This is a genomic window from Polaribacter sp. (assembly GCF_965660385.1).
GTDB lineage: Bacteria > Bacteroidota > Bacteroidia > Flavobacteriales > Flavobacteriaceae > Polaribacter.
On record NZ_CBFHZT010000012.1, the window covers coordinates 41,277 to 55,382 of the forward strand.

13 protein-coding genes are annotated in these 14,106 nt (G+C 30.3%); 5 read left to right on the plus strand and 8 right to left on the minus strand.

Going from position 1 to position 14,106, the window contains the following annotated elements:
• Positions 1-162: 162 nt before the first annotated feature.
• A complete protein-coding gene (locus ACTG3V_RS05650) occupies positions 163-741 on the minus strand; it encodes a methyltransferase domain-containing protein (RefSeq protein WP_439131202.1) in 579 nt (192 codons plus the stop codon).
• Between the two features lie 105 nt (positions 742-846).
• Here ACTG3V_RS05650 and nadA point away from each other — a divergent pair, with 105 nt between their 5' ends.
• On the plus strand, positions 847-1,842 hold the full coding sequence (gene nadA, locus ACTG3V_RS05655) for a quinolinate synthase NadA (RefSeq protein WP_439131166.1): 996 nt from the start codon (positions 847-849) through the stop codon (positions 1,840-1,842).
• Positions 1,843-1,846: 4 nt separating this feature from the next.
• Positions 1,847-3,454 (plus strand): L-aspartate oxidase, encoded by a 1,608-nt coding sequence (gene nadB, locus ACTG3V_RS05660; protein WP_439131167.1) that lies wholly within the window; start codon positions 1,847-1,849, stop codon positions 3,452-3,454.
• A 33-nt stretch (positions 3,455-3,487) separates the two neighbouring features.
• On the opposite strand, the gene trxA is transcribed toward nadB, so the two are convergent.
• From trxA to ACTG3V_RS05695, 7 genes are all read right to left on the minus strand, one after another.
• Positions 3,488-3,784 (minus strand): thioredoxin, encoded by a 297-nt coding sequence (trxA, locus tag ACTG3V_RS05665; RefSeq protein WP_439131168.1) that lies wholly within the window; start codon positions 3,782-3,784, stop codon positions 3,488-3,490.
• A gap of 14 nt (positions 3,785-3,798) precedes the next feature.
• The gene (locus ACTG3V_RS05670) at positions 3,799-4,791 is read right to left on the minus strand and encodes a c-type heme family protein (RefSeq protein ID WP_439131169.1); all 993 of its coding nucleotides are present in this window, start codon (positions 4,789-4,791) and stop codon (positions 3,799-3,801) included.
• 50 nt (positions 4,792-4,841) lie between these two features.
• Positions 4,842-5,474, minus strand: coding sequence for a Crp/Fnr family transcriptional regulator (locus ACTG3V_RS05675; protein WP_439131170.1), 633 nt, complete (start codon positions 5,472-5,474; stop codon positions 4,842-4,844).
• Between the two features lie 104 nt (positions 5,475-5,578).
• A complete protein-coding gene (locus ACTG3V_RS05680; protein ID WP_439131171.1) occupies positions 5,579-5,713 on the minus strand; it encodes a hypothetical protein in 135 nt (44 codons plus the stop codon).
• Between the two features lie 66 nt (positions 5,714-5,779).
• Positions 5,780-7,120, minus strand: coding sequence for a TolC family protein (locus tag ACTG3V_RS05685; RefSeq protein ID WP_439131172.1), 1,341 nt, complete (start codon positions 7,118-7,120; stop codon positions 5,780-5,782).
• On the minus strand, positions 7,110-10,304 hold the full coding sequence (locus ACTG3V_RS05690; RefSeq protein WP_439131173.1) for an efflux RND transporter permease subunit: 3,195 nt from the start codon (positions 10,302-10,304) through the stop codon (positions 7,110-7,112). The genes ACTG3V_RS05685 and ACTG3V_RS05690 overlap by 11 nt, the downstream gene beginning before the upstream one ends.
• A 1-nt stretch (position 10,305) precedes the next feature.
• Complete coding sequence (locus ACTG3V_RS05695) at positions 10,306-11,484, minus strand: efflux RND transporter periplasmic adaptor subunit (RefSeq protein WP_439131174.1); 1,179 nt, start codon at positions 11,482-11,484, stop codon at positions 10,306-10,308.
• A gap of 236 nt (positions 11,485-11,720) precedes the next feature.
• Here ACTG3V_RS05695 and ACTG3V_RS05700 point away from each other — a divergent pair, with 236 nt between their 5' ends.
• From ACTG3V_RS05700 to ACTG3V_RS05710, 3 genes are read left to right on the plus strand one after another with little or no spacing between them, the layout of a single operon-like run.
• A complete protein-coding gene (locus ACTG3V_RS05700) occupies positions 11,721-12,824 on the plus strand; it encodes a peptidogalycan biosysnthesis protein (RefSeq protein WP_439131175.1) in 1,104 nt (367 codons plus the stop codon).
• A complete protein-coding gene (locus tag ACTG3V_RS05705; protein WP_439131176.1) occupies positions 12,799-13,665 on the plus strand; it encodes an acyl-CoA thioesterase in 867 nt (288 codons plus the stop codon). Before ACTG3V_RS05700 ends, ACTG3V_RS05705 begins: the two co-directional genes overlap by 26 nt.
• A 37-nt stretch (positions 13,666-13,702) precedes the next feature.
• A complete protein-coding gene (locus ACTG3V_RS05710) occupies positions 13,703-14,050 on the plus strand; it encodes an SdpI family protein (RefSeq protein WP_439131177.1) in 348 nt (115 codons plus the stop codon).
• Positions 14,051-14,106: the final 56 nt, after the last annotated feature.

Here is a 14,106-nt window from a genome sequence, read left to right on the forward strand (position 1 = left end):
TCATTTCGACTTTATGGAGAAATCTAAATTACTGAAATTTAGTTGAATAGATTTTTCGGCTCCATTGTTAGCTTCGCTCGCTAATTTCTATCAAAATATATTTTGATTTCAGTAATGCTCAAAATGACAAAATTTAGTACTTTTTGGACAGCCTTTTTTTTGCTATTTCTCAATTTTAACAAATAACTCCATGCCTTTTCTGTTTTGAAAAGAATTGTAACAAGGTATCATTTGAATGTTTTTAAAATAAGGTTGAAAATAATTGAGATACTCTTCTTTATTGCCACCAAAAGGTGGATGATCTTCATTTAAAACGGCATCAAAAAGTACACCTACTAATTTCCCTTTTGGTTTTAAAATAGCATTCATTTTTGCAGCATATTTTGGTCTTAATTCTTGATTTATGGCACAGAAAAAAGTCTGTTCGATAATCAAATCGAACTCTTGGTTTAAATCAAAAAAATTAGCATGAATTAATTGAGCTTCTGGAAAATCTGGAACTCTTAATTTTATGTTTTGTAAAGGTTGTTTAGCGATATCTATTACATACACATTTTTAAATCCGTTGTTAAAAAGATACTCAGCTTCGTAAGAATTTCCACCACCAGGAATCAATATTTTTAGGTCTTTATTTTTTAATTGATCAAAATAAGCTTTTAAGGGTGGAGAAACTTCTCCTAAATCCCAACCAATTTTGTTTGTTTCGTACTTATTTGTCCAAAAATTTTCGGATAAATTCAACATTTTTTGCATTATAGTTATAATTTAAAAGCAATGACTTTAATCATTTTCCTACCAACAAAATAGCCATTATATTTGCTACCAAGTCTAAATTAAACAATTTTTATGGAAACTTTAATCACTGCTAAAGAAAAACTGAATGAAAAAGGTTTTTTAGATATCAAAACTCCAAACATTAATTATGTTGAAGAAATTCTTCGATTAAAAAAAGAAAAAAATGCAGTGTTATTGGCGCATTATTATCAAATTGATGAGATTCAAGAAATTGCAGACTTTGTAGGTGATAGTTTAGCTTTGGCACAACAAGCTGCCAAAACAGATGCAGATGTAATTGTATTTGCTGGTGTGCATTTTATGGCAGAAACTGCTAAAATTTTAAATCCTTATAAAAAAGTTTTGTTACCAGATTTATTGGCAGGTTGCTCGTTGGCAGATTCTTGTCCGCCAGAAGAATTTTCTGCTTTTAAAGCTAAACATCCAAATCATGTTGTAGTAACCTATATCAATTGTTCAGCAGAAATTAAAGCATTGAGCGATTATGTTTGTACTTCATCAAACGCAAGAAAAATTATTGATGCTATTCCTAAAAATCAACCTATAATTTTTGCTCCAGATCGTAATTTAGGCGATTATTTGAACAAAGAAACAGGAAGAGAAATGTTGCTTTGGGATGGAGCTTGTATGGTTCACGAAGCTTTTTCTATGGAAAAATTGATTGATTTGTACAAAGAACATCCAGATGCAGAATTGATTGCACACCCAGAATCCGAAGCGCATATGTTAAAAGTTGCCAAATATATTGGGTCAACATCAGGACTTTTAAATCATGTTAGAAATAGCGATAAACAGAAATTTATTGTTGCTACTGAAGCTGGTATTTTGTTTCAAATGATGCAAGAAAACCCAGATAAAACAATTATTCCTGCTCCTGCAAAAGAAGATAATACTTGTGCTTGTAGTGAGTGTGCATATATGAAAATGAATACGCTGAAAAAATTATACCTGTGTTTAAAACACGAATTGCCTAATATTGAAGTTGATGCTGAATTATGTAAAAAAGCCATTGTGCCTATTCAAAGAATGTTAGAAATCTCTAAATAACGCTATGCTTTCTGACCAAAAAACATTTTCAACAGATTTTTTAGTCATTGGTTCTGGTATTGCAGGATTAACCTTTGCTTTAAAAACCGCAAAAAAATTTAGCGATGCTAAGATTACCATCATCACTAAAGATGAACAAAGCGAATCTAACACAAAATATGCTCAAGGTGGCATTGCATCTGTATATAATAAAACTGTAGATACTTTTGAACAACATATACAAGACACCCTAATTGCTGGTGATGGTTTGTGTGATGAAGAGGTAGTAAAAATGGTTATAGAAGATGCCCCAAAAAGATTACAAGAACTCATTGATTGGGGAGCTCAATTTGATGAAAATGAGCAAGGAAATTATGATTTAGGACGTGAAGGTGGTCATTCTCAAAACAGAATTTTACATCATGCAGATATTACTGGCGCAGAAATTGAACGTACTTTATTAGCAAAAGTAAATGCACAACCAAATATTGATTTTTTAACGTATCATTATGCAATTGACTTGATTACAGAGCATCAAGTTCAACAAAAAAAAACCAAAAGAAACTCTAAAGTTTCTTGTTTTGGGGCTTATGTTTTAGATATTAAAGAAGATAAGGTAAAGACTTTCGTTAGTAAATTCACCATTTTAGCTTCTGGTGGTAATGGACAAGTGTATGAAACTACAACAAATCCTACAGTTGCTACTGGAGATGGAATTGGAATTGCCTACAGAGCTAAAGCAGAAATTTCTGAAATGGAATTTATTCAATTTCACCCAACTGCATTATATAATCCAGGAGAATATCCTGCTTTTTTAATTTCTGAAGCAGTAAGAGGTTTTGGAGCAAAATTAAGAGATTACAATGGTAATTTCTTTATGCACAACTATGATGAACGCGAAGAATTAGCCTCTAGAGATATTGTTGCAAGAGCTATTGATAACGAACTTAAAAAAAGCGGAAAACCTCATCTTTATTTAGATTGTACACATTTAGATATGGAAAAATTTAAGGAACATTTTCCTAATATCACCAAAAAGTGTTTGTCTTTAAATATTGATGTTTCTAAAGATTATATTCCTGTTGTCCCAGCATCGCATTACATTTGTGGTGGCGTAAATGTGAACAAAAAAGCAAAAACTTCAATCAAAAAACTCTATGCATGTGGAGAAGTTACCAGAACTGGTTTGCATGGTGGAAACAGATTAGCTTCTAACTCTTTATTAGAAGGTTTGGTTTATGCACATAATGCGTTTAAAAATGTTTCTAAAAAATTTAAAAAAGCAAAGTTCCCTAAAAATGTACCTGCTTGGAATGATAGTGGCGTGATTAAAAACATGGAAAAAGTCTTAATTTCTCATGATAGAAATGAAGTGAAAACCATTATGACCAACTATGTTGGTATTGTACGTTCTAATGAACGTTTACAACGTGCAGAAAAACGTTTACGCGTTTTGTACGAAGACAACAAACGTTTGTATGATTATTCTGAACTTTGTGTAGACTTATGTGAATTGAGAAACCTCATTACAACTGCGTATTTAATTACTCAATTTTCTAAAAAAAGAACTACTAACTGTGGAGGTTTTTATAGTTTAGATTGTATTAACCCTAAAAAAACACCTGAAAATTAATTCAGGTGCCAACTAACTAAACTATTATAATAATCAACTAAACTTATTAATAATAGAAACTAATTCGTTTTTCTGAACCATACCAGATTGTCTCCAAACTTGTTGACCAGATTTGTACAAAATTAATGTAGGTACACCTCTAACTTGATATTTTGCAGCTAAAGGTTGATTTTTATCAACATCAATTTTTATAATTGATACTTCATCTCCTAAACCATCTTTTACTTCTTTTAAAATTGGACTCATCATTTTACAAGGGCCACACCATTCTGCGAAAAAATCGACTAAAACAGGTTTATCTTGATTGATGATTTCTGAAAATTTACTCATGCCTAAGAACTATTTTATTTGTTAAAAGCTATACTCCAAATGCCTCTTACCTGATTTTCTGTATAACCAGTTGCTTTATCTTTTGGATATAACTTATCTATTTGCGCTAAAACATTTGGTTGTATATCAGTTGTTTTACTACCATGACATTGTATACACATGCTATTGGTTTTGATTGGATAGTATACTGTTACAGTTTTTGAAGATTCTATCGCAATTGGCTCTGAATCTTTCCCTAACTTAAGGTATTCTTTAAAGATCTTAATGTATTTATTTTCTACGGTATTTGCTAAATTAATAGGATTTCTAGGTTTATCTGAAACTCTTTTAATGGTTGCATTGTGATAAACAGACATGCTATCTGTTAAAGGATATGCTTTTACATTACAAAATTTTAGTGCTGCTAAAGTGCCTTCTTTTTGAATTTTACCCATTAAGTTTTTCCCTAATACTGCTTTTGTAGAAAGTGCATATTGTAAACCTCTTTCTGAATAAGGCAAATCTTGTAAATTTTTACCCATTTTGTGGTTTTGCTTTCCTTTCATTTTCCCATTTCCTTTTCCATTTCCCTTTCCTTTTTCTTCATTAAAGTGAGACTCAAACCATTCTGGTTCTTCAATTTCATTATCAAACATGTATTCAGCAATTTTTTTAATGTCATCTGCTGCAAAAACTTGTTTGGGCATTACCCCAAATCTTTTGACAGCTCCTCTCATTTTTGTAGTTTCTTTCGTTGGTTTTTTTACAAAATTTTGTATCGATTCAATAAACTCTTCTTTGGTAGTTTCTGAAGAAATATAATGCTTCTTAATGGCAATCATTGGAGGTGCAATTCTGTCATCATGCGAAGCAGAAGGACTGTGACAAACATAACATTTGTTTTCCATGAGTTTTTTTCCTGGGTGATTGACATCAACCTGAGATTTTGCTTTTGCATAAGAAGGATTTTGCTTTTTTTGACAGCCAAAAGCAACTAGTAAAACGAATAGTATTGTAAAGTACTTCATAATTTTATTTCAAAAATACCTAAGTTTCTTTACATTATTTGTAACCTATGTTACAGTTGCAACACTTTTATACTGTTTCTGTGCAATGCTATTTTTTGTTCGTTTTCTAGCTTTTTTAGCAACCTAGAAACAACAACTCTAGAGGTATGTAAGTCTTCTGAAATTTGTTTGTGAGTAACTTGTAGAACATCATTATGGATAACCATAGCTTTGTCTTTTAAATATTTAAAAAGACGGTCTTCCATCTTTAAAAATGCAATGGTATCAATTGCTTCTAAAAGCTCTTCTACCCTGTTGTGATAACTTTCTAAAATAAATGATTGCCAAGATTTATATTTGCTTAACCAAACAGTCATTTTTTCTTTTGGTAATAAAATTAAAGAAACATCTGTTTCTGCAACTGCTCTAATTTTACTTTTTGTTTGTCCCATACAACATGATAAAGTCATGGCACAAGTGTCTCCTTTTTCTAAATAATACAAAACCAGTTCTTCGCCTTTTTCATCTTCTCTTAGAATTTTTATTGCACCCGAAAGTAATAGTGGCATAGACTTTATAAAATCTTCTAATTCGATAATAACAGTATCTGCTTTGAATTTTTTGGGAACACCAAGATTGTTAATTTCTTTGAGTAACTCTTCTTCGAATAAGTAAGCAAAATTAGTAGACAAATCTGCATTCATTATAATCAAAATTTAGCCTATAAATTTACGCAAAAAAGCTAGAAATTAAGACAAAAAAAAGCATCCAAATTTTCATTTGGATTATAAAAACAATTGAACTCTGTTTATTTTGAAGACTTTTTATCGCTATTCATCAATAAGTAAACTGCTGCTATTAAGCCAACAACAACTAAGGCAAAAACACCAATCATAACTGTGCCATTTGCCCAAGAAACTAAGGGTACATTTAAAAACTTCATATTTTTTACAATTAGATTGTAAATGTAATAGGTTTAAAAATGCTATTTTATGATAAAAGTCAATCTTTATAGCTTGACATTTAAAATATCTCCACTTAATTGTAGTAATTGTAATTCGATTAATTTGGCATCAAATTTTGCGTTGTTTAAGGCTGTTTTTGCATTAATTAAGTTAATTTGTGCTTGCCTAAACTCTACTGATGTAATTTGCCCTAGCTTAAAACGTTCTTGAGTTCTATCAAAATTATTTTGATTACTCAACACATTTTGCTCTTGAGCTTTTAAGATAAAAAGTTGGTTTTTGTAATTTTCCCAAGTGTTTTTTAAGTTGTTTTTAATGCTAACCTTTTGCTGTTCTAAAGCAATTTCTTGATTATCTAAGGCAATTTTTGCATTAGCAACTCTTGTTTTTCTAGCACCACCATCAAAAACATTCCAAGTTAAATTTAAACCGGTGTTTAATCCATCAGAAGTAATGAGTTTTGCCCCAAATGGGTTGATTAAATTTTCATTTTCGGTTCTATTAAAACCATAAGAAGCGTTAAAACTTAATGTTGGAAAATAATTGGCTTTATTTACTTTTATATTGAACTCACTAATGGCAATATTTTTTTCGTTTTGTTTTAGGAGTGAATTATTAGAAATCGTTTTGACCTCTAAATCGTCATAGTTTAGCATAGTGTTGTAATCTACCTCAGTTTCAACAGCATAATTGGTTTCCTTTTCAATACCTAAAATAATATTTAAACCTCTTTTTGCATTACTTAATTGTTGCTTTGCAGTGATATAGGTAATGCTATCGTTATTTACATCAACTTGCGCATTTAAATATTCTAATTTTGTAGATTGACCATAATCATATGTATATTTTGCTCTTTTTAATCGTCTTTTTGAGATTGACAAAGCTTCTTTTAAATTTTTCTCATTCTCTGATAAACGTGCAATTTGAAAATAAGTGGTGAACAATTGTAAGTACGTATTTTCTATAGTTGCTCTTGCTTGTAGCTCTGTTAAATTATAGGTTTCTTTTAATTGCTGATAGTTGTATTTTCTACCTAAACCATCAAAAATTGTATAATTAACACCCAATGCTGTGGTGTAGTTTTTTGATACAATACCACTTCCTGATATTTGAGAATCACCACCTGTGTTTCGATCTGTAAACGTTAAACTTTGGTTATTTCTGCTATAATTTGCACCCGAAATTACAGATGCAGTTGGTAAAAAACCTGTATTTAAAATACTAGAATTATTTTTAGCAACCTCTACATTATTGTTGGCTATTTTAACCCCAAAATTATTTTTTAAAGTAATTTCTAAAGCTTCTTTTTTGGTAAGAATTTCTTGAGAAAAACTATGTAGCGTCAACAAAAAAAGGACTAAAAAAGTAAGTTTATTAAATTTCATTTTCATCATATTTAGCATCGATTACAGCTCTTTCTACCTCTTCTTTGGTAATTTGTTCTCCTGTTATTAACCACTTAATTTTTACCTTAAACCAATTGGAAGTTGACAATAACAAAGGCAACATTACTAAGGTTAAAATTGTAGCAATAGCAATACCATATGCAATGGAAATTGCCATAGGAATTAAAAATTGCGCTTGCCTACTTTTCTCAAAAATTAAGGGTGCTAAGCCTGCAACTGTGGTTAATGAAGTTAAGAAAATAGCTCTAAAACGAGATTGACCAGCTGCGATTAAAGCATCATCATATTTCATACCTTCTTTTAAGTAGTTATTGAATTTACCAATTAATACCAAACCATCATTTACCATAATCCCTATTAAAGCAATAATCCCTAAAAAGGATAAAATACCAATAGCAAAATCGTGAATAAAGTGCCCCCAAACTACGCCAATCATACTAAAAGGAATCATAATAATCAATAATAACGGCTGTGAATACGAACGGAATGTGAATGCAATAACAATGTAAATTAATCCTAAAATTAACCACTTGATTTTATCTACTGAATCATTGGTTTTATTTCTTTCCCTATTTTGACCATCATAGACAGGTCTAACTGTTGAATGTTTGGATAAAATTTCTGGCATCACATTCGTTTTTATATCTTCTAAAATTTCTGTTGCACTTCCTTTTAGTTCTTTTAAATCTGCAGTAATTTGTATTTCGCGTTGACCTTCTAAGTGATTGATAGCAATATCACCTCTTTCAATCGTATAATTGGCGATTTCAGAAAACGGAATTCTAGTGCCATTTGGTGCAATAATTCGCATATCATCTAAATCTTTAATGGATGATCTATCTTTTCTATCATAACGAACCCAAACTTTAATTTCATCTTGCCCACGTTGAAAACGTTGCGCTTGAAATCCGAAGAAACCATAACGAACTTGCTGCATTACAGATTGCAAAGTTAATCCTAATAGATATGCATTATCTTTTAATTTTATGCGTACTTCTTTAATCCCTGCAGGATCGTTGTCAGCAACATCTTTTAATAATGGGTTGTTTTCTAAGTTTTCTTTAAGTTCTTGTTTTACCGCTTTTAGTTCGTCAATATTATTTCCCAACAAAGAAATAGCCACTGGACTGCCACCAAAATTACCTCCAGAACCAAACGTTAAACTTTCTACACCATATACTTTTCCTACTTTTTCTGTAATAGCATTTGTTATTTCTGGTGATGAAAAATCACGTGCTTCACCAGGTAAAAGATTTACAGTTAAGGTTGCATTTGCACTTCCTGGACCAACTCTTTTAATCACGTTTTCTACAACCTGAAGGTTACCTGTTTGCTTTTTAGTGTACTCATCGTTTACCAACCAAACTTTTTCTTCTATAGATGAGATAATAGAATCTGTGATAAATTCATTGGTACCTTGTGGCATCGTTAAATTAATTTGAACACGATCACTAGCTATTCTTGGAAAAAAAGAAGTTCTCACTACTCCTCCACCAATAGCCATAAAACTAAAAATTAAAATCGCTACAGGTACACAAAAAGAAAAGATTTTATGGTTTAACGAAAAGCGTAAAAAAGGCACATAATACGTATCTCTAAATTTAGACAAACCTGCATCTGCAGCTTTGTTAATTCTCTTAAAAAAACCATCAATACCTTTATATTGTACTTCGCCGTTTTCTAAGCGTTTTCTATCTAAAGCTTTAGAATGTGCAATATGTGCAGGTAAAATAATTAAGGCTTCAATTAAAGAAACCGATAAGGTTAACAGTACAATTGTAGACACTTCACCAAAGAAACTTCCTATTCTACCATCTACAAAAAAGAAAGTAGAAAAGGCTATAATTGTGGTTAAAATTGCTGATATAATGGGTGGTATAACCTCCATGGTTCCATCAACAGCTGCCTGTATTTTAGTTTTGCCTAAATCGTAATAATGATGATAAATATTTTCTCCAATAACAATACCATCATCCACCAAAATACCAATTACAATAATCATCCCAAATAAGGACAATACATTTATAGTAACATTAAATTGAGCTGCAAACATAAACATTCCTAAAAATGCAATAGGTAAACCAAAAGCAACCCAAATTGCCAATCGTAAATTTAAAAACAGCGCTAAAAAGAAAAGCACTAAAAGAATACCAACAATTCCGTTTTCAATTAATAGTTTCGTTCTACCATTTAATGTTGTACTTCGATCGCTAGTAACCGCTAATTGAATATTTTGCTGTTTTTGATTGTACTCATAAATGTAATCTTTAATTTTATCTGCAGATGAAATTAAATCTTCGTTATTGGTATTGCTCACAGTAATATCGATGGCTAAGTTGCCATTAAAAAATAATCGATCTGGGGTTTCTGACCACGTATCTTTAACCTCTGCAATATCTTTTAAGCGAATAATTGTTCCGTTTTCTTGAGTTCTAACAATAATATTTTGCAATTCAACTCCATAATAAAAACGATTTCTAGCTCTAATTAAATAATCTTCCTCTGCCGTTTTTATGTTTCCACCAGTAATTAAAATATTAGAATTTCGAACTGCATTTGCAACCTCTGTAAACGATAATTGATAAGCTCTTAAATCGTTTTCACGAACAGCAATTTCTATTTCTTCTTCAGGAAAACCTGATAAAACTACTTGCGAAATTCCATCAATTCCTCGAATATCATTCTCAATATTTCTTGCATATTGCTTTAAAGCTTTTAAAGAAACATTTTGGCCGCTAACAGAAAAACTAATGGTAGGCCTTATGCTTTCTACTTTAGCAATTACAGGAGGTTCCATACCAGATGGAAAAGAAGGCACACGGTCTACTGCATTTTTAACATCAGAAAGTACAACATCAATATTTTTACCTTTTTCTACTTCTATACTTACTGATGCTGAGTTTTCTCTAGAAACCGAAGTTACTCTTTCTACACCTACAATTCCTTTTAAATTATCTTCAATTTTAAGTACAACTCCCTCTTCCATTTCTGCTGGTGAAGCTCCAGGATAAACCAAACTGATTTGAATTAATTGAGAATCTACCAATGGAAAAAAGGAAGATTTCATGCTGAACGCACCAACAGCTCCAAAAACAATAAATGCAATAATTACAACATTTACAGCCACAGGAAATTTGATGAAATAACTAATTATTTTTTTCATCTTATTTTGTTTTGTTGATTTTTACAACCATGCCATTAAAAGCACCAGGTAAAGCTTGCGTTAAAATAACATCATTATTTTTTAAGCCTTTAATAACAACATTTTCAGCCCCAAAATATACGGGTTTGATATTCTTTAACGTTAAAATACTATCATTCTTAACCGTATAAACTGCTGTATTATCTACCAATAATTTTCTTGAAATTTCTATAGCATCACTCTCAGACTTTGCAATCAAATTGGCTTCTAAAAACATACCTTCTTTTAAATCGGGGTGTTTAACTTCAATGTAAGCGTTTATTGTTTGAGAAATCTGATCTATTTTACCATTAACTCTAATCACTTTTCCTTGATAAACCTTAGTTTTATTTAGATTCGATAATTCAACTGAATTCCCTACTTTTAATAAATTTGCAAATTCTGCGTTAATAGAAACCGCTAACTCGTACACACTAGTATCTATAAATTCGCCTAATTTTTGTCCAGCTCTTACTAAAGTTCCAGGAGTAACCAAAGCCTCTGTTAAAACGCCAGTAAATGGTGCTCTAATAATATGTTTAGAGAAACGCACCTCTAAATTTTTAACATTATAATACGCTGTTAAAATGCCACGACCAGAGATAAAAAACTTTTCTTTATCTGAAGAAAATTCTGGGAGTTTAGGGGTAGTTTTATCAATTTTAAAATCTTTTAAATACTTTTCCCATTTGCTAAATTCAGATTTAAAATCTAAACGAATATCTGGTAAAATTGATGTAATTAAGTTGTACAAGTTACTTTTTTGAGATTTTAGGCTCGCTAAAAACTCTTCACTATTTACACTCAATAATGTCTCTCCTTTATAATATTGTGTACCTGGTTTAAAGGCTTTTTTAGAAAAATTTAATATACCTTGAACTTCAGAAAAAACATCTATTTTATGCTGAGCAACTAAATTTCCTTTGGCATTTAAAACAATCGGAATTTCTTTATTTTCAACATTTTCTACAAAAACAGTTTTTATGGTTTTCTTAAATTTAGGTTTTGGTTTTTGGTTTTTTTCAATAAAGTAATTTCCTAAAAAAATTGCACCTGCAATCAATAATACCCCTAGAATTGCTAGAATTATATTTCTCATAATTAGTTGGTTGGTGTAAATGAAATAATCATTTTTATAATTTTGCAAAGATACTTTTTCCATTTGTCAATAAACTTTATACCAAGTATTAGTTTGTTAAAGAAAAGTTATAAATAGCTTATTAAGATGCTAAAATTTAAAAATTGTTAATTCTACGAGTTGTATATTTGCAATGAAAAAGCATTTATAGAAGATACTTGAATTTTTGTAACAAGAGCAATACCGCACTTTTTTTTTCATCTGTTGATGAGATTTCTAATGAAATTTGGACTCATTTAGATTGTGAAAACAACATTTACTTGCATAGAAATTTTTTAAAATCTATAGAAAAAAACCATCCAAACATAAACTTTAAATACATCATTTTAGTTGATGAAAATTTAAAACCAAAAGCTTTTACATCTATACAAATTATCAATTTTAATTTAGAAGCTATTCAAAACAATTTAGAATCTTTTACTAAAAAAGTAAAAGAAATTGGAAGAAAACTACACATCATCCCCAACAAAAAGCCATTAAAAATCTTAATTAGTGGAAATACTTTTGTTAGTGGTGAGCATGGTATTTTCATTAATCAAACCGAAGATAAGAAAAGTGTAATTAAAGATTTAGCAAAGGCAATTTTACAATTAACTACTGCTGATAATAAATTAAAAATTGATGCTTTTCTTTTAAAGGATTTTGAAAACGAATCTCTTTTAATTACTGATGAATTGAAAAATTATGGTTACCATCCTTTTTCTGTTGAACCGAACATGATTTTACATTTAAATGATAATTGGCAAAATTTTGAGGATTATTTAGCTGCTATGAAAACCAAATTTCGTGTAAAAGCTAAAAAAGCATTACAATTAAGTGGTGCTTTAAAAATAGAAACTGTAACCTTAAATAACATTAACCAACACTTGCCAAAAATGACGCAGTTGTATCAAAAAGTAGCTACAAATGCCTCCTTTAATTTAGCCGATTTTAACTTACAAACCTATATAGATTTTAAGGCGAATTTTGGTGATAATTATATTTTAAAAACATATTGGTTAAATGACAAAATTGTTGGTTTTTTATCGGGCATCATTAACCATAATGCTTTGGATGCGCATTTTGTTGGTATTGACTATAAGTACAATAAGACACACGCAATTTACCAAAGAATGCTTTATGATTATGTGCAAATTGCCATACAAAAAAAGGTAAATATTATTAACTTTGGAAGAACAGCAAGCGAAATTAAAAGCTCAGTTGGTGCAGAACCAAATGATTTAACCATATATCTTAGACATAAAAAAAGAATTACAAACAGAATTTTAAAGTTATTTTTACAAGGCGTACAACCTACTCCTTTTCAGCAAAAATTTCCTTTCAAAAAAATAAACCTCAATGAAAACTACCAAAGCATTAATTGATTTATTAGACTTAAAACCATTAGATAGAAATGTGTTTTCTGGAGAAAGTGTAACAATTGGAAGTGCTATTGTTTTTGGCGGACAAGTTTTAGCACAATCTGTAAATGCAGCCTACAGAACCATTCAAGAACATCGTTTTTTACATTCTTTACACGCTTATTTTTTAGAAGCTGGAGATTTAACAATACCCATTAGGTATGAAGTTTCTGAAATGCGAAATGGAGGTAGTTTTTCTACAAGACGTGTTACAGCTTCTCAAAAAGGAAAAACCATTTTTATTTTGGCTGCCTCTTTTCATAAAAAAGAAGAAGGTTTTGAACATCAAGTAGAAATCAATACAGCAATAAAACAACCAGAAGAACTGCTAAGTTGGGATGATATGGTACGTAAATTTGGTGATTTTTTGCCAAAAGGAATTAAATCTTTTTTAAGTATTGAAAGGCCCATTGACTTTAAACCTGTTCATATACCCAACCCTTTAGAACCTGAAAACAGACCAGCAAAAGAGGATATTTGGTTTAAATTAAAAGGTGATATTCCGAATATGAACATGGCTTTGAAACATCAAATCTTAACCTATATTTCAGATTACAATGTATTAAATGCTGCTTTTAATCCGAATGCGAAAGATTATAATTTTGGCAATACCATGACTGCAAGTTTAGACCATTCTATGTGGTTTTTTAGAGATTTTGATTTTAATGATTGGATGTTGTTTTCAGCAGAATCACCAAACACTTATGGAGCAAGAGGTTTATGTAGAGGTAATATTTTTACCAGAGATGGAAAATTAATTGCTTCTTTTGCGCAAGAAGGATTAATGCGCCCTATTAAAAAGTAGACCTTAAACCATTTACAAAATTAAAAAATAGATTATTATGGATTCTTTTACTTATGTACTAACCACAAATGGTGTATTGTTTTTAATCAGTATTATTTTTTGGAAATTCCCGCCCAAAAAAGTAAATAATATTTATGGTTACAGAACACCAAAAGCAATGCAAAATCAAGAAATTTGGAATTTTGCAAACTCAAATTTTAATCAAGCATTTTTAAAATATAGTGGTTTTTCTCTTTTAGCGGCCTTGTTATTGGCATCAATTACAAAAGTAGCTTTAAGTTGGGAACCTATGGTTTTAGTTGCATTATCAATTTTGGTAAGTATCATTAAAACTGAGCGCTCCATAAATGATAATTTTACAGATGAAGGCAAGCGAAAACAATAGAGATCTTAGTGATTAAAAATACTCTTTTCTTTATCAAAATTAAAATTTTATTTTAA

Coding starts and splice junctions, on each gene's coding strand:
- ACTG3V_RS05690 (WP_439131173.1), bottom strand. CDS start 10,304: ATGAAAAAAATAATTAGTTATTTCATCAAATTTCCTGTGGCTGTAAAT.
- ACTG3V_RS05685 (WP_439131172.1), bottom strand. CDS start 7,120: ATGAAATTTAATAAACTTACTTTTTTAGTCCTTTTTTTGTTGACGCTA.
- nadA (WP_439131166.1), top strand. CDS start 847: ATGGAAACTTTAATCACTGCTAAAGAAAAACTGAATGAAAAAGGTTTT.
- ACTG3V_RS05670 (WP_439131169.1), bottom strand. CDS start 4,791: ATGAAGTACTTTACAATACTATTCGTTTTACTAGTTGCTTTTGGCTGT.
- ACTG3V_RS05675 (WP_439131170.1), bottom strand. CDS start 5,474: ATGAATGCAGATTTGTCTACTAATTTTGCTTACTTATTCGAAGAAGAG.
- ACTG3V_RS05680 (WP_439131171.1), bottom strand. CDS start 5,713: ATGAAGTTTTTAAATGTACCCTTAGTTTCTTGGGCAAATGGCACAGTT.
- ACTG3V_RS05710 (WP_439131177.1), top strand. CDS start 13,703: ATGGATTCTTTTACTTATGTACTAACCACAAATGGTGTATTGTTTTTA.
- ACTG3V_RS05705 (WP_439131176.1), top strand. CDS start 12,799: ATGAAAACTACCAAAGCATTAATTGATTTATTAGACTTAAAACCATTA.
- trxA (WP_439131168.1), bottom strand. CDS start 3,784: ATGAGTAAATTTTCAGAAATCATCAATCAAGATAAACCTGTTTTAGTC.
- ACTG3V_RS05695 (WP_439131174.1), bottom strand. CDS start 11,484: ATGGAAAAAGTATCTTTGCAAAATTATAAAAATGATTATTTCATTTAC.
- nadB (WP_439131167.1), top strand. CDS start 1,847: ATGCTTTCTGACCAAAAAACATTTTCAACAGATTTTTTAGTCATTGGT.